Origin of the sequence: Pantoea sp. sgz302252 (assembly GCF_042610525.1) — a bacterium.
GTDB lineage: Bacteria > Pseudomonadota > Gammaproteobacteria > Enterobacterales > Enterobacteriaceae > Erwinia.
This window is the reverse complement of the sequence record NZ_JBHDVM010000004.1, coordinates 285204-300667: the sequence shown is the minus strand read 5'-3', so window position 1 is coordinate 300667 and position 15464 is coordinate 285204. Positions and strand designations below refer to the sequence as shown.

Annotated in this window: 12 protein-coding genes; all 12 read left to right on the top strand. The window is 53.7% G+C overall.

Annotation, left to right across the window (positions count from 1 at the left end; all coding sequences use genetic code 11):
- Positions 1–174: 174 nt before the first annotated feature.
- On the top strand, positions 175–1089 hold the full coding sequence (locus ACETPC_RS09755; protein ID WP_380180823.1) for a TauD/TfdA family dioxygenase: 915 nt from the start codon (positions 175–177) through the stop codon (positions 1087–1089).
- Between the two features lie 11 nt (positions 1090–1100).
- The gene (locus tag ACETPC_RS09750; RefSeq protein WP_380180821.1) at positions 1101–1907 is read left to right on the top strand and encodes a sulfite exporter TauE/SafE family protein; all 807 of its coding nucleotides are present in this window, start codon (positions 1101–1103) and stop codon (positions 1905–1907) included.
- A 5-nt stretch (positions 1908–1912) separates the two neighbouring features.
- Positions 1913–2488, top strand: a complete 576-nt coding sequence (locus tag ACETPC_RS09745; protein WP_380180819.1) for a GNAT family N-acetyltransferase — start codon at positions 1913–1915, stop codon at positions 2486–2488.
- A 320-nt stretch (positions 2489–2808) separates the two neighbouring features.
- On the top strand, positions 2809–3843 hold the full coding sequence (locus tag ACETPC_RS09740) for a GlxA family transcriptional regulator (RefSeq protein WP_380180817.1): 1035 nt from the start codon (positions 2809–2811) through the stop codon (positions 3841–3843).
- A 385-nt stretch (positions 3844–4228) separates the two neighbouring features.
- Positions 4229–5530, top strand: coding sequence for a serine hydroxymethyltransferase (glyA, locus tag ACETPC_RS09735; RefSeq protein WP_380180815.1), 1302 nt, complete (start codon positions 4229–4231; stop codon positions 5528–5530).
- A 20-nt stretch (positions 5531–5550) separates the two neighbouring features.
- On the top strand, positions 5551–6801 hold the full coding sequence (locus tag ACETPC_RS09730; RefSeq protein ID WP_380180813.1) for a sarcosine oxidase subunit beta family protein: 1251 nt from the start codon (positions 5551–5553) through the stop codon (positions 6799–6801).
- A gap of 21 nt (positions 6802–6822) precedes the next feature.
- Entirely contained in the window at positions 6823–7179 is a 357-nt protein-coding gene (locus ACETPC_RS09725; RefSeq protein WP_380180812.1) for a sarcosine oxidase subunit delta, read from the top strand.
- Positions 7176–10208, top strand: coding sequence for a sarcosine oxidase subunit alpha family protein (locus ACETPC_RS09720; protein ID WP_380180810.1), 3033 nt, complete (start codon positions 7176–7178; stop codon positions 10206–10208). Before ACETPC_RS09725 ends, ACETPC_RS09720 begins: the two co-directional genes overlap by 4 nt.
- The gene (locus tag ACETPC_RS09715) at positions 10201–10836 is read left to right on the top strand and encodes a sarcosine oxidase subunit gamma (protein WP_380180808.1); all 636 of its coding nucleotides are present in this window, start codon (positions 10201–10203) and stop codon (positions 10834–10836) included. Before ACETPC_RS09720 ends, ACETPC_RS09715 begins: the two co-directional genes overlap by 8 nt.
- 45 nt (positions 10837–10881) lie before the next feature.
- Positions 10882–11742, top strand: a complete 861-nt coding sequence (gene purU, locus ACETPC_RS09710; protein WP_380180806.1) for a formyltetrahydrofolate deformylase — start codon at positions 10882–10884, stop codon at positions 11740–11742.
- Between the two features lie 405 nt (positions 11743–12147).
- Complete coding sequence (locus ACETPC_RS09705) at positions 12148–13167, top strand: GlxA family transcriptional regulator (RefSeq protein ID WP_380180804.1); 1020 nt, start codon at positions 12148–12150, stop codon at positions 13165–13167.
- Between the two features lie 882 nt (positions 13168–14049).
- A complete protein-coding gene (locus ACETPC_RS09700) occupies positions 14050–15426 on the top strand; it encodes an MFS transporter (protein WP_380180802.1) in 1377 nt (458 codons plus the stop codon).
- Positions 15427–15464: the final 38 nt, after the last annotated feature.

Below are 15464 nucleotides of genomic sequence, written 5' to 3'. Positions count from 1 at the left end.
GGATTTTTGACTGTAAAGAAATCATTTTTTACGTAAACCAACCAAATTATACATAAAAATTACTTATTAGTTTGCGCTTGGTTAATCATATGTTAAAAATACGGTCGCCTTAAAACATACATTTGTCTTGGTTGAATCAGCTCTATTTTTGAAAAAAGGTTGGTAACTCAATTAATGAAAAATGAATTAATTTTGACCAAAGCAGACCGCATACGTGATGTTCTGCCAATGAGTAGTCAGGAATTTAAGAATAAACTCAACAGAGACTGTTTTGTACTGTGGTCTCTTCCGCAATTTAAGGCCGATGAACTAACGGAAACGCCTGTTCTCCCTTCCTACGCGGATTATATTGAAAGAAAAAATAGTGATTTACATGGCGCATTGTTATCCGCTCATTTTGAAGCGGGTTTATGGCCGGTGGTTTACCAGGGAGAAAATAATGGGCACTTAATTCGGCACGTATGCCCAATGATTAAATCCGAAGACAAAGTCAGTTCCCAGGGCGGGAAATTTGATTTTTATCCTCATGTCGATAATCCCGACTTATGTATAGCAGGGGAGAAAATATCCCACAGGAAAGGCCCTTGTCCGGATACATTAACACTGCTTTGCCTGCGTAAAGAAGATAATGTAAAAACTAGTCTTCTAAAGCTGGACGCTGTTTTAGATCTCGTTTCAGATAGTGACAAATATTTGCTGGCTCAGCCTGTTTACAGCGTTAAGCGGCCAGCCAGTTTTGAAGAAGGCAGTTCTGTTGACGGGGTACCGATCCTGGTGCACAACAATAACAGGTGGTACTCCCGCTTTGACTGGCATAATACACGGGGGATAAATTCTGAAGCTGAAAAGGCATTAAAAAACCTGCGTGATCTGACGCTCGATCGCAGTCTCTGGTTTGATGTGCCACTCAACCCCGGTGAAGCAGTTACCTTTCTTAATCAGAGAACCATGCATACCCGAAATGCTTTTGAACCACGTTATGATGGGACAGACAGGTGGTTGTTAAGAGTGTTTGGGTTAACAGAACGCCCTCTGGACAGTCAGTTACTGGAACCAGAAAATTGCCTTCACCACCTACGTACTATTTAACGGATAAAAAAATGTTGGATTTATTTGAACCCTCTTTTTTTACTGAGGGAAGCCTGATCGCTAATTATATTTTTATTGGCCTGGTTTTATTGGTCGTTGCTTCTTTTGTCGCGGGCTACATCGATGCCATTGCAGGCGGTGCCGGCCTGATTCTCATTCCCGCCTTTATCTTAACCGGGCTGCCGCCGCAGATTGCGCTGGGTCAGGAGAAGCTGGTCAGTACCATAGGGACAATCGCAGCCATAAAAAACTTTATAAAAAATAAATCGGTGATTTGGGGCGTCGTGCCGGCTGGCCTGGCCTCGGCGCTGGTGGGTGCTTATGTAGGCGCAAAGGTAATATTGTTATTACCTGCTGAAGCCTTGTCTCTGGTTATTGTAGCTCTTTTGCCAGTCGGCCTGCTGGCAGCTACTATTAAAGGAAAAGTAAAATCCTCAGAAGAGTCTGCAAGTAAATCTTCTTTACAGGTGTTTATGGTTTGTTTTACCGTGGGGTTTTATGATGGTTTTTTCGGGCCAGGAACGGGGAGCTTGTTCATTATCGCGCTGTCGGTTATCAATAAATTTGGTCTTTTACCTGCCTCTGCAACCAGTAAAATCTTTAACTTTTCCTCTAATATTGGCGCTTTTGTGGCCTTTGCCGTAGCTGGTAAAATGGCTTATGTCATTGGCATTCCAATGATCGTAGCGAGTCTGTTGGGGAACCATATTGGCAGTTTACACGCTATAAAAACCAATGGTGAAATAATAAGGAAAGTGCTTTTTATTTCAGTAGGTATTATGATGATAACTTTGTTGATTAAATATTTTGCGGGTTAATGTTGATGAAAGATAATAGTGTAAAAATTACCGTTCGTCTGGCAAATAGCGAAGATATCGCGGAAGTAAAACAGTTGCTGGAGCGCCACCATGTTAAAAATCTGGCTGCCGAACAGCGCGCAAACGGTTTTGTCACAACTGATATGACCGAACAGCAGTTAAAGAATTTAAGCGATGAAGAAAGTGGAGTAGTAGTCGCTTATGATGAAGAGAAGCAAAAAATGGTGGGTCTGTTGTTGGGTGCCTCCTGGCAATTTTTGAAACCCTGGCCAATGTTTGATTATATGGCAAACATTTTGCAAAATTATCAGTTCAGGAATGAAAGCATTTCAGCCGTTTCTTCCTATCAGTATGGCCCAATTTGTATTGACGCAGCCTACAGGAGCCAGGGGATCGGCGAGAAATTATTGGCTTTTCAGCGAAAAGTATTTGCGAAAAAGTTTGGTCAGACGGTGACTTTCGTGAATGTACTCAATCCCCGTTCTTACGCTTTCCACCGCCGTAATCAGTTTGAAGATGTGGGTCTTTTTGAGTTCAATAATAATAAATATCATATGCTGGCAATGAATACGAAAGATTAAGTTTTACTTATGGCTGAGTCCCGGCAAAGCCGGGGCTTTAGCCGCGCATACCTATGAAATTATTATCGGCGGCGGTTCCGATGGTAATGATGTGGTGAATACGGACGTTACCAAAAGTTGAGTTGTGTAGCCTGAAGGCGGGCATGTTCTTCAGGCACCCTACAGAGCCGTTTGCTGAAAGCTTTACCGGAGGCCGTAGCCGGTAAACACGGCTTCATCACACCGCATTCCCTGTTAACACTCCTACAAAAGTCATTGCCTTAATCGACGTGATTCGCTAACTATTAACCTCTTATATTGCCCCTGGGATGCCTATCGCCATGAAGTCCGCCCGTGCCATCACGCTGGAATCCGCCTCGCCGCTCTCGGTCGGTTTTATTCTGCTGCACCGTTTTACGCTGCTGCCTTTCGCCGCTTTTGTTGACTGCCTGCGGCTGGCGGCGGATGAGGGCGATCGCAGCCGCCAGCTACGCTGCCACTGGACGTTTATGACCCCCAACGGCGAACCGGCAACGTCGAGCTGCGGCGCGGTGATCACGCCGTGTGAGGCGCTGATCAATCCGGAAAAATTTGACTATATCGTGGTGATTGGCGGGGTGCAGGACGAAAAAGAGAAGCTGGATCGCCGCGCTATCGACTATCTTCGCCTGGCCGCGCAGTTTGGCGTGCCGCTGGTGGGCCTCTGTACCGGCGTTTTTGCCCTGATTCAGGCAGGCGTGATGGACGGCAGACGCTGCTGCGTTAGCTGGTATCATCACGGCGATCTGGCGCGGCGCTTTCCAGCGATTACACCCGTGGCGGATCGTTTGTTTGTCGATGACGGCAAGCTGATCACCTGCGCAGGCGGCATTGCCGCAGCGGATGTTGCCGCGCACCTGATCGAGCGCCATTTGGGTCGCGCCTGGGCGATTAAAAGCCTGCACATTATGCTGATAGACGAGATGCGGCGCAGCGAGCACCCCCAGCCGCAGCCGGTGATTTTTGAAAAAGTCGAAGACCGGCTGGTACGGCGGGCGATCGATATTATCTCCCAGCATATGGGCGAAGCGATCGGCATTGAGGATCTGGCAAAAAGGCTGAATACCTCGCGCCGGAACCTGGAGCGCAAATTCCAGGAAGAGCTGGGCGTCGGGCCGCAGCGCTTTGCCCGCGATCTCAGGCTGCGCTATGGCTTATGGCTGCTGCACTACACCACCAAAAGCGTTACCGAAATCGGCGAGCGCTGCGGCTTTGCAGATTCGGCGCACTTTTCCCGGCATTTCCGCGAGGCTTTTGGCTATCCGCCTTCCGGCGTGCGTAAAGGCACCCAGGAGCATGTCGATCCTTTCTTTTTACATATTGCCAGCGAGCAATAATAACAGTTTTTGGCATCTTGTAATGACATAAGGCGGCTCGTATTTAATTACAGTCGCGGTATCATCCTTATTATTCCCGGGCCTTATCATCTCCTTCAGCAATAATATTTGCTTATATCTCAAAAGCCTGCGTACAAATATTTTTAAAAATTAAAAAATTTTATCTCTTTGATTTTTAATGCTTGTCGCAGAAATGTCATCTTTTTTGTCGCAAACGTTCAAGCTTCTTGCGCGCACTGCTGGCTATTCTGAAGCGGTGGTGGACGTGCTCCTGAGAAAGTGTGATTTACCTCACAATGCCGCCCTTATTTATTCCGCCTGCTTCGTCCGGCTTTATTTTCATTAAAGCCTTGTGCCCTTACTGCTTGCGCCTGAAGGTGAAAAGATGAACGCAAATGATTTAAATACTGTCGATCCGCAGCTGTTTGCCGCCGTAGTTGACGAAATGGTGCGCCAGGAAGCGCATATTGAATTAATCGCCTCGGAAAACTACGTCAGCAACCAGGTGATGTCCTTGCAGGGCAGCCAGTTGACCAATAAATATGCCGAAGGCTATCCGGGCAAACGCTATTACGGCGGCTGCGAGCATGTGGACGTGGTAGAGCGGCTGGCGATCGAACGTGCCTGCCTGCTGTTTGGTGCTGACTACGCCAACGTGCAGCCCCATTCCGGCGCACAGGCCAACGCGGCGGTATTTATGGCGCTGCTAAAGCCCGGCGACACCATCCTGGGCATGAGCCTGGCGCACGGCGGTCATTTAACTCATGGGGCCGCGCCTAACGTTTCCGGCAAGCACTATAACGCCGTGCAGTACGGGCTGGATCCCGAAACCGGCGAAATCGATTACCGCGAAGTAGAGCGGCTGGCGCAGGAGCATCAGCCAAAACTTATTGTTGCAGGCTTCTCGGCCTATTCGCGCGTGGTTAACTGGCAGCGCTTTCGCGAAATCGCGGACAGCGTGGGTGCATGGCTGATGGTGGATATGGCGCACGTAGCCGGTCTGGTGGCGGCGCGCTGTTACCCAAGCCCGCTGCCGCATGCACACGTTGTTACCAGCACCACGCACAAAACGCTGCGCGGCCCGCGTGGTGGTTTAATCCTCTCGGCTCTCGGCGACGAATCGCTCTATAAAAAGCTCAACAGCGCGGTTTTCCCCGGCCAGCAGGGCGGCCCACTGATGCATGTTATCGCCGCCAAGGCGATGGCCTTCCGTGAAGCGATGGAACAGGACTTTATCCACTATCAGGCGCGGGTAATTGATAACGCGAAAACCATGGCGAAAGTCTTTATCGAGCGCGGCTTCGATATCGTTTCCGGCGGCACCGATAACCATCTGTTTCTGGTCTCGCTGATTAAAAAAGGCATTACCGGTAAAGAGGCCGATGCGGCGCTGGGCCGTGCGCATATCACCGTGAATAAGAACAGCGTGCCAAACGATCCGCAAAGTCCTTTTGTGACTTCCGGCCTGCGCATCGGCACGCCAGCAGTCACTACCCGCGGTTTCGGCCAGAAAGATTGCGAAAACCTGGCAGGCTGGATCTGCGACATCCTGAATGCCTTAGCTAAAAAAGAAGACAGCACCAATATCGAAGCCTGGGTGCGTTTCAACGTCGCCGAGCTTTGCGCCCGCTATCCGGTTTACGGCGAATACCATAAGACCTCGCTCGCTAAAGCCGCTTTCGCCTGATTCGTCCATAAGGAGAGACCATGCAACGTTATTCCGGCTTCGGCCTGCTCAGCCACGGGCTGAGCTACCACGAAAACTGGCAAAAGCTCTGGCGCAACCCGATGCCAAAAAAATCCTATGACGTCATCATTATTGGTGGCGGCGGCCACGGTTTGGGCACGGCCTATTACCTGGCGAAAGAGTTTGGCATCCGCAACGTGGCTGTAATTGAAAAAGGGTGGCTGGGCGGCGGCAATACCGCGCGTAACACCACTATCGTGCGCTCAAATTATCTGTGGGACGAGGCGGCGGCGCTGTTTGAACACTCCATGAAGCTGTGGGAAGGCTTAACCCAGGAGCTGAACTACAACGTAATGTTTTCCCAGCGCGGCGTGCTCAATCTGGGGCATACCTTGCAGGATATGCGCGATATCCAGCGCCGCGTCAACGCTAACCGCCTGAACGGTATTGATGGCGAAGTGCTGGATGCGCGCGGCGTTCAGGATCTGGAACCGCTGCTGGACTGCTCTTCACGCGCCCGCTTTCCCATTATGGGTGCTTCGTGGCAGCCGCGCGGCGGCGTAGCCCGTCACGATGCTGTCGCCTGGGGCTTCGCTCGCGGTGCAGATGCGCACGGCGTGGATATTCTGCAACAAACGGAAGTTACCGGACTGAAGATCCGCGACGGCAAAATTTATGGCGTACAGACCAGCCGTGGCGATATCGAAGCCAAAACCGTGGGCTGCGTGGTGGCGGGTAACTCCGGCGTGCTGGCGAAAATGGCCGGGCTGAGGTTGCCGCTGGAGTCGCATCCGCTCCAGGCGCTGGTATCGGAGCCGCTGAAGCCGGTAGTTAACACTGTGGTGATGTCCAACCACGTGCACGGCTACGTCAGCCAGTCGGATAAAGGCGACCTGGTAATAGGCGCGGGCATTGATGGCTATACCGGCTACGGCCAGCGTGGCAGCTATCCCATCATTGAGCATACCTTACAGGCCATCGTCGAGATGTTCCCGGCCTTCTCGCGCGTGCGTATGAACCGCCAGTGGGGCGGCATCGTTGATACCACGCCGGACGCCAGCCCGATCATTTCCAAAACCAACGTTGACGGCCTCTATTTTAACTGCGGCTGGGGCACCGGTGGCTTCAAGGCGACGCCGGGCTCGGCCCACGTTTTCGCCGCCAGCCTGGCGAAGCGTGAAATGCATCCGTTGGCCGCCCCGTTCTCTATCGAGCGCTTCCACAGCGGCGCGCTGGTCGATGAACACGGCGCCGCCGCCGTAGCCCACTAAGCCGCAGAAAGGAGCAGGACTATGTTTCATATTTATTGTCCGTGGTGCGAAGAGCATCGTGAAGAAGAAGAGTTTCATGCCAAAGGCCCGGCGCATCTTGTTCGCCCGCCTGAACCGGAAAAATGCAGCGATGACGAATGGGGCGAATACCTCTTTTTCCGCGACAATCCGCGCGGCCTGCACCATGAACTTTGGGTACACAATGGCGGCTGCCGTAAATTTTTCAATATTGCGCGTAATACCCAGACCTATGAAATTCTGGAAACCTACAAAGTTGGCGAACAGCCGGGCCTGAAGGATGCACAAGTGCTGCCGCTGCCGGTACGCACCGCCGAAGAGCCGGAAAGCCTGAAAGTGAAAGTGGGAGAACGGGCATGAAGCAGGTTAACCGTCTTAAAGCTGGCGGACGCGTTGACCGCGCCCGCAAACTGACTTTTCGTTTTAACGGCGAGGAACTGGAAGGCTATGCAGGCGATACGCTGGCCTCGGCGCTGCTGGCCAACGGCATCGATATCGTTAACCGCAGCTTTAAATATTCCCGGCCTCGCGGCATCGTTGCGGCGGGCGCGGAAGAGCCGAACGCCATCGTGCAGCTGGGCAGCAAAGAAGCGGAGCAGATCCCTAATATTCGCGCCACGCAGCAGGCGCTTTATCAGGGACTGGAGGCGCGTAGCACCAACGGCTGGCCCAACGTGCGCCACGATGCAATGGGCGTAGCGGGCAAGCTGCTGGGTCGCTTTATGCCGCCGGGTTTCTACTACAAAACCTTTAAAAGACCCGCTTCGATGTGGATGACCTATGAAAAGTACATCCGCAAAGGGGCCGGGCTGGGCCGTAGCCCGCAAGAAGCCGATCCCGATATTTACGACAATTTTAACCAGTACTGCGACGTGCTGATTATCGGTGCAGGCCCGGCAGGCCTGGCCGCCACGCTGGCTGCCGGACAAAGCGGCGTGCGCGTCATCCTCGCCGACGAGCAGGAAGAAATGGGCGGCAGCCTGCTGGATAGCCGCGAAACCCTGAACGATGCGGCGGCAGAGCTGTGGGTAGCTGAAACGCTGGGGCAATTAAAAGGCATGCCGAACGTGCAGCTGCTGCCGCGAACCACGGCTAACGGTTATCACGACCACAACTTCGTGACGCTGGTGGAGCGCCGTACCGATCATTTGGGCATCGTTGCACCACGAGTTAACGGCCATCGTCAGGCCCGTCAGCGTCTGCATCGCGTAAGGGCGAAGCGCGTGGTGCTGGCAACCGGCGCTCTTGAGCGGCCTCTGGTTTACGCGGGCAACGATATTCCCGGTAACTTCCTGGCTGGCGCCGTTTCAACTTATATCCGCCGTTACGGCGTGGTGCCAGGCCAGAAGCTGGTGCTTTCCGCCACCAACGACGAAGCCTGGCGTACCGCGCTGGACTGGTTCGACAGCGGGCGCGAAGTGGTGGCGATTGTCGATGCGCGTCCTCATCCGGATGGCGAATTAGTCAAAGAAGCCCGCCAGAAAGGCATTCGTATTATCACCGGCAGCGCGGTTATTGAAGCTACAGGCTCGGCGCGCGTGCAAAGTGCGCTGGTTGCTGAAATCGATGCAGAACGCTTTCGCGTAACCGGGCCGATTACAAAGCTTGCCTGCGATACCATCGCCAGCTCTGGCGGCTACAGCCCGGCGATACACCTTTCTTCACATACCGGTGCTCGCCCGGTCTGGCGTGAAGATATCTTTGGTTTTGTGCCTGGCTCGGTGAAAGGGATGATTGCAGCAGGTGGCGCGCACGGCTGCTACAGCCTGGCGGACGTGATTCAGGAAGGCGGCAATGCCGGACTGCGTGCGGCCGAAGAGACCGGCGGCAAAATTACGGCGGTGAAGCTGCCGCAGGCTAAACAGCGGCGCGACGGTGCAGCGATGGCGCTTTATCAGGTGCCGCACAGCAAGCCAACAATGCGTGCGCCGAAACAGTTTGTCGATTTACAGAATGACGTAACGGCGGCCTCGATCGAGCTGGCTACGCGTGAAGGCTTTGAGTCGATAGAGCATATCAAACGCTACACGGTAATGGGCTTTGGCACCGATCAGGGCAAGCTGGGCAATATTAACGGCATGGCGATTGCCGCCCGCGTGCTGGGGCGCTCTATACCCGAAGTGGGCACTACGGTCTTCCGGCCTAATTACACGCCGGTCGCTTTCGGCGCGATTACCGGCAGGCACTGTAACGATCTTTTCCAGCCGGAGCGCTATACCGCGCTACATCAGTGCCACGTTGAGTTCGGTGCGGAATTTGAAGATGTCGGCCAGTGGAAGCGTCCGTGGTATTTCCCGCTGGCAGGCAAAAACGAAACCATGCATGAAGCCGTCGCCAGAGAGTGTCGGGCGGTGCGCGAAGGTGTGGGCATTCTGGATGCCTCCACGCTGGGCAAAATCGATATTCAGGGACCGGACGCGCGTGAGTTTCTGGAGCGTGTTTACACCAACAAATGGATGAAGCTGCCGCCGGGCCGCGTGCGTTACGGCCTGATGTGCCGCGATGACGGCATGGTATTCGACGACGGCACCACCAGCTGCCTGGGCGATAACCATTTCCTGATGACCACCAGCACCGGCAACGCGGCGACCGTGCTGGAATGGCTGGAATTGTGGCACCAGACGGAGTGGCCGGAACTGAAGGTTTATTTCAACTCAGTTACCGATCACTGGGCGACGCTGTCGATCTCCGGCCCGCTGTCTCGCCAGCTACTGGCGGAAGTGTGTGATATCGATCTGGCGAAAGAGGCGTTTAAATTTATGGACTGGCGGGAAGGCAACGTGGCTGGCGTGCCCGCGCGCGTATTCCGTATCTCTTTTACCGGCGAGCTTTCCTGGGAGATTAACGTGCAGGCGAACTATGCCCGCCACGTATGGGAAACATTGTTCAGCCACGGCGAAAAATATGGCCTGACGCCTTACGGCACGGAAACCATGCACGTTCTGCGCGCGGAGAAGGGCTTTATTATCGGCGGGCAGGATACCGATGGCTCAATGACACCAATGGATCTGGGTATGCAGTGGTGCGTGGGTAACGACAAACCCTTCTCCTGGATTGGTAAACGTGCCCATCAGCGTAGCGATACACAGCGCGAAGATCGTAAGCAGCTGGTCGGCCTGCTGCCGGAAGATCCTTCGGTGGTGCTGGAAGAGGGCGCTCAGGTAGTTTTCGACCCGCACCAGGCTATCCCGATGCCGATGTATGGGCATGTGACATCCAGCTACTACAGCCCGACGCTCAACGGCGGCTTCGCGCTGGCGGTGGTAACGGGCGGCCATCAGCGCAAAGGGCAGAAAGTATGGCTTGCCTCTTCCGACGGGAAATTCAACGCCGCCACCATTGTCGATACCATTTTTGTTGACCCGAAAGGAGAACGCCAGAATGCCTGAGCCAACCTGCAAAATGTTTCAGTCGCATCCCGACAGCGCGGTGCCAAAAGAGTCGCCTCTGGCCTGGTCGTATCAACATGTCGGCCTGCCGAAGACGGACAGGCAGAGCACGGTGCTGCTGCACGAGCATGCTTTCCTCGGTCATCTGCTATTACGCGGCGGCGCTATCGCGCTGGATAAGGCTTTGCGCAGCGTACTGAATATGTCGCTGCCAGCCAGGCCGCTGTCGCTAACGGAAAAAGGCGATTACAGCGTGCAGTGGCTGACGCCGGACGAATGGCTGCTGATTGTGCCGCAGGGCCAGGAGTTTGAAACAGAGCGCAAGCTGCGCGAGCAGTTACAGGACGAGCACTACGCCATCGTCAACGTCAGCGGCGGGCAGACGCTGTTCACGCTAACGGGCAAAAATGTACTACCGCTGCTGATGAAATCGGCGGTATACGACGTGCATCCGGCTAATTTCCCGGCGGGTAAAAGCGTGACGACCGTTTTCGCCAACACGCCGATGGTGCTGCGCAGGCCCGATGAAGAGCGCTGGGAGCTGGTGGTCAGGCGCAGCTTTGCGGATTACATCTTCCGCTGGCTGCTGGACGCGGGCGCAGAGTACGGCATCAACGTCTCGCGCTGATTAACCGTGACCGGGCCAACGCTGGCCCGGTAAAAGGAGCAATGTATGAGTCGCAATACTGACGGATGGATCTTAACGGCGCAGTGTCCCAGCCAGCTGGGCACGGTAGACGTAGTAACGCGCTTTCTGAAGGAACAAGGTTGCTATATCACTGAACAAAACTCGTTTGACGACAAACATGCGCAACGGTTTTTTATCCGCACCGAGTTCAGGCCTCAGAGCGAAAGCTTCGATGCAGCCGCTTTTCGTGACGGCTTTGGCGCTAAGGCAGCGGCTTTTGACATGACTTTCGAGCTGACCGAGCCAGGCTACAAGGTGCCGGTGGTGATTATGGTTTCCAAAACCGACCACTGCTTAAACGATCTGCTTTATCGGCATCGCACCAACAAGCTGGCGATCGATATCAGGGCGGTTATCTCGAATCATCCCGATCTGGAGCCGCTGGTGCGCTGGCACGGCCTCTCTTATTACCATCTTCCGGTAAATAACGAAACGCGCGCAGAGCAGGAGAAAAAAGTCTGGCAGGTGATTCAGGACAGCGGCGCGGAGCTGGTGATTCTGGCTCGCTATATGCAAGTGCTGTCGGATGAGATGAGCAAAAAGCTGGCGGGCAGGGCGATCAATATCCATCACTCGCTGCTGCCCGGCTTCAAGGGCGCGAAGCCGTATCACCAGGCCTATGCAAAAGGCGTCAAGCTGGTGGGCGCCACAGCGCATTTTATCAATGAGGAGCTGGATGAAGGGCCGATCATCAGCCAAAAGGTAGAGGTAGTCAGCCACAGCGATTATGCGGATGACCTGATCGATAAGGGAAGGGATATCGAAAGGCTGACGCTGGCGAACGCCGTTTCCTGTTATGCCGAGCGGCGGGTCTTTTTATATAACAACCGCACGGTAGTCTTTTAGCCCCGCAATCATACGTAAAGGTACGAAGCTGCGTCTTTTGCGGCTTGAGGTTGATGACAAACCCCTGGTCGCTTTTAAAACGGTGGCAGAGCAGCAGAGGCAGATCGGAACACGGACGCGCCGTGAATACTTCCATGTAGGCTCGGTTGGCGCGTCCATGCGCCAAACGGTCCGTTTATCCGCTCAGCCTCTGCTGCTAAAAAACCGCTGCGTTGCTGCAAAAAACAGAGGCTCACCTGAGCTTTTTTTACTTTGTCAGCAGTCTGAAGCCGCGTCTTTTGCGGCTTCTTCTGTTTTCGTCAGCCGACGATTGTCAGCGGCCCGTGGTTCGGTTTATAAAATCGGGCGCTTATCGCAAGGCGTGGAATAACCCGGCGGCCAGGCCGCCTGAGGCAGAGGCGTAACATGGAACAGAATAGCGAAGTGCCGATGACCCCGGATATTCGGGTCGGTTTTTTGTTAATGAATCAGTTTACGCTGCATACGGTAGCTCAGCTGATCGATCCGCTGCGTTTCGCCGCCGACGTCGCTTTCGGCAGCCGTCAGATTTTCTGTAAATGGGAGTGGATGACCTGTGATAACCGGCCGGTGGTCAGCAGCTGCGGCATGCCGGTAGCGCCAACTGCGCCGCTAAAGCTGGACGACAGCTGGGACTATGTGGTGCTGGCTGGCGGGCTACTGGAAGAGACGCGCAATCCGCCTGACTGGCTGCTGGAGGCGCTACGCAAGCTGCATGCGCTCAGAGTGCCTGTCATCACGCTTTGCAGCGGCTCTTTCGTGGTCGGCAAAGCGGGGCTGCTGGATGGCAAGCGCTGCGCTATCCATTTCACTACGCGCGATGAGTTTAAGGCGCGCTTTCCTAAAGTGACACCCGTTATCGATCAAACCTATATCAGCGACGGCGGCATTATCTCTACGCCTGGCGGTATCTCCGTGGAGCTGGCAGTAGATATTATTCGGCGCCACTGCGGCGAGCTACGGGCGCAAAAGGTGCTGAAGTACCTGCTGGCAGAAGAGGAACAGGCGAAAAAGCCAACGCCCGCCCGCTATCGGCTAAATGAAAAGCAGGCGGTCTGGGACGACCGGCTGGTGCAGCGCACCACCGCTTATATGCAGCAGCATCTTGACTCGCCGGAACCATTGCAGCATCTGACCAAACAGATGAAGGTCACGCTGCGGCAGCTTAACCAGGCCTTTTTGCGCAGCACTGGTGATACCGCCGCCGTGCACTGGCGTAAGCTGCGGCTGGAGAAAGCGCGCAGGCTGATGACCGATTCCGATTACAGCATTAATACCATCGCAAAAGCCTGCGGCTTTGCCGATGCCTCCCACCTGATTACCTGGTTTCGCAAGCACTATGGCGAAACGCCCTCCGGCTTCCGCAAGCGCCGCCGCGACGTCGAGCGTATTTTAAGCCTGGAGTAGCCTGAGGCCACTGTGATTAAGCAGCGGCCTGGCCGCGTTTAAATCAGCGACAAAGCAGCAGAGGCGGAACGGAACATGGACACGCCGTTAAATCATCCCTGATGGCTCGGTTGGCGCGTCCCTGCGCCAAACGGTCCATTTATCCGCTCCGCCTCTACCGCTATCAAGCGACTGTGTTGCTGTAAGAAAGTGAACCCCGGCAAATGCTTCAGGTTGGTCAGCTTTCTGCGACCGCTGTGATTAAGCAGCGGATTCTTCACAGCTCATCCTGCGTCCGGCTGCGATAACTCCTTAAGATTTAACATATTTTTCACAATCAGGCGACTGGCCGTTTGTCTGTTCATCTTTCTGAAATATATAGAAATTATTCCTTATTACCGGTTACGAGTTGCGCTATACGCCAGCAAAAAGGTGGTGTGTTTCACAAAAATAAGAAAACTATATGAAGAAAATGTTAATTGCTTAACCCATTGATTTAGAAACAAATAGAAGATTAAGGCCGTTAAAATTTCATATAAACCCTCTTTTTCTTCTTATTCCGGATTTTTCAGGTTATTGACCAAAGTGAAGTTCAGGTGCAATTATTTCTTTCAGAGATAAAGCAGAAGGTGAAAAATATGTTTTAAAGAATCTATTTTCAGCAGGAGAGATTAGAAATAATGCCAGCATTTATTTAACTTTAATCATTAAAAAAATATTAAATATGGCGTTAAAAGCACAAGATAACATTCCTTAGAACACACAGCCAGAATATATAAAAAATATTATGGCGGCAAAAAGTCATGCCGTTCGTAACTATGGGTGCAGTGAATAATAAGCCAGGTATACTCTCTGCGGAGTGGCTTATTATTCTGCGCCTCTTTAAGCTAACCCGGAGGCTTTATGAGCAAGGCTTACAGTATGTCGGTCGAAGACGCGCCCCTGAATCGATTTCATAATATTTTAACGATGCGTTCCGGCGGCGGTTCTTTTATCGATGGTTACGTATTAAGTATTATCGGCATAGCCATGGCAAAGGTTTCCCCTGCTTTAGGCTTAACTTCTTTTTGGGAAGGCACGATTGCGGCATCGGCTTTAATCGGTATTTTCTTTGGCGGCTTTATGGGCGGCTTTTTAACTGACCGCCTTGGCCGCAAAAGGCTCTATTTTATCGGGCCGCTGCTGTTTATCTTCTGTTCCATCGCGCAGTTCTGGACGGAAAGCGGCGGCATGCTGTTTACGCTACGGTTTATTACCGGTATGGCGGTTGGCATTGAATATCCGGTAGCGACCGCGTTCCTGGTTGAATTTTTGCCAAAAGAGTACCGTGGGCCAAGGCTGGCCGCGCTGACTATTCTCTGGTTCGCCGGTGCGGCCATCGCCTATGTCGCTGGCGAAATCATTATCACTTTTGGCGGCGAGCAGGCCTGGCGGTGGACGCTGGCCAGCGCCGCGCTGCCCGGCCTGATGCTGCTGTTAATCAGGCTGGGCACGCCAGAGTCGCCGCGTTGGCTGATCAGCAAAGGGCGCCTGAGCGAAGCCGAACGCGTCATCAAAAAGGTGTGGGGGCCGCAGTTTGGCATCGGCAATCTGCCGGAACAGCAGGAGCAGCGTCATCTCTCTTTTCTTAGCCTGTTGCATTCCGGCTACGGCAAGCGCATGGCTTTTATCACGCTGTTCTGGACCTGCTGCATCGTACCGCTATTCGCCGTGTATGCCTTTGTGCCGCGTGTGCTACAGGCATTGCACGTTGATGGCAACTGGGCCTCGGCTGGCTCGATAACCATTACCCTGCTTTTTGTTCTCGGCTGCATAGTGGCAACCAGGTTAATTAACCGGCTTGGCCGCCGTAGCCTGCTGCTGCACAGCTTTCTCTGGTCGGGGCTTGCGCTGCTGCTGCTGGGCTGGCAGCACAACGGTGCGCCGCTAACCATTCTGATCCTGTTTGGCGCCTATGCGCTGTTTATCGGCGGCGCGCAGGTGCTGACGCTGGTTTATCCCAATGAAATTTTTCCGACGGAAATTCGTGCTGGAGCCGTAGGCTTTGGCACCTCAATGTCGCGGATCGGCGCAGCGGCAGGTACATGGCTGGTGCCGGTTTCGCTGCAGTCGCTGGGCGTGGAGCAAACCATGTATATCGCCGCTGGTATTACCCTGTTCGGCCTGCTTGTCTCCTGGTTTATGGCGCCGGAAACCACGCAGCTTAATTTAAACGAGGCGGCCTCGCTGGAAAATACGCCGCCAGGGGAAGAGACAACGCCGCAGCCTGCGGTGAAATAAGCCGAATAAAAACCTTCATTTCTGGTAGTAAAGAATGG

Excerpts from the sequence above, each read along its gene's own strand:
- ACETPC_RS09725 (WP_380180812.1), top strand. The coding sequence starts at position 6,823 with ATGTTTCATATTTATTGTCCGTGGTGCGAAGAGCATCGTGAAGAAGAA.
- ACETPC_RS09715 (WP_380180808.1), top strand. The coding sequence starts at position 10,201 with ATGCCTGAGCCAACCTGCAAAATGTTTCAGTCGCATCCCGACAGCGCG.
- ACETPC_RS09700 (WP_380180802.1), top strand. The coding sequence starts at position 14,050 with ATGAGCAAGGCTTACAGTATGTCGGTCGAAGACGCGCCCCTGAATCGA.
- ACETPC_RS09705 (WP_380180804.1), top strand. The coding sequence starts at position 12,148 with ATGGAACAGAATAGCGAAGTGCCGATGACCCCGGATATTCGGGTCGGT.
- ACETPC_RS09720 (WP_380180810.1), top strand. The coding sequence starts at position 7,176 with ATGAAGCAGGTTAACCGTCTTAAAGCTGGCGGACGCGTTGACCGCGCC.
- ACETPC_RS09750 (WP_380180821.1), top strand. The coding sequence starts at position 1,101 with ATGTTGGATTTATTTGAACCCTCTTTTTTTACTGAGGGAAGCCTGATC.
- ACETPC_RS09745 (WP_380180819.1), top strand. The coding sequence starts at position 1,913 with ATGAAAGATAATAGTGTAAAAATTACCGTTCGTCTGGCAAATAGCGAA.
- ACETPC_RS09755 (WP_380180823.1), top strand. The coding sequence starts at position 175 with ATGAAAAATGAATTAATTTTGACCAAAGCAGACCGCATACGTGATGTT.
- purU (WP_380180806.1), top strand. The coding sequence starts at position 10,882 with ATGAGTCGCAATACTGACGGATGGATCTTAACGGCGCAGTGTCCCAGC.
- glyA (WP_380180815.1), top strand. The coding sequence starts at position 4,229 with ATGAACGCAAATGATTTAAATACTGTCGATCCGCAGCTGTTTGCCGCC.
- ACETPC_RS09730 (WP_380180813.1), top strand. The coding sequence starts at position 5,551 with ATGCAACGTTATTCCGGCTTCGGCCTGCTCAGCCACGGGCTGAGCTAC.
- ACETPC_RS09740 (WP_380180817.1), top strand. The coding sequence starts at position 2,809 with ATGAAGTCCGCCCGTGCCATCACGCTGGAATCCGCCTCGCCGCTCTCG.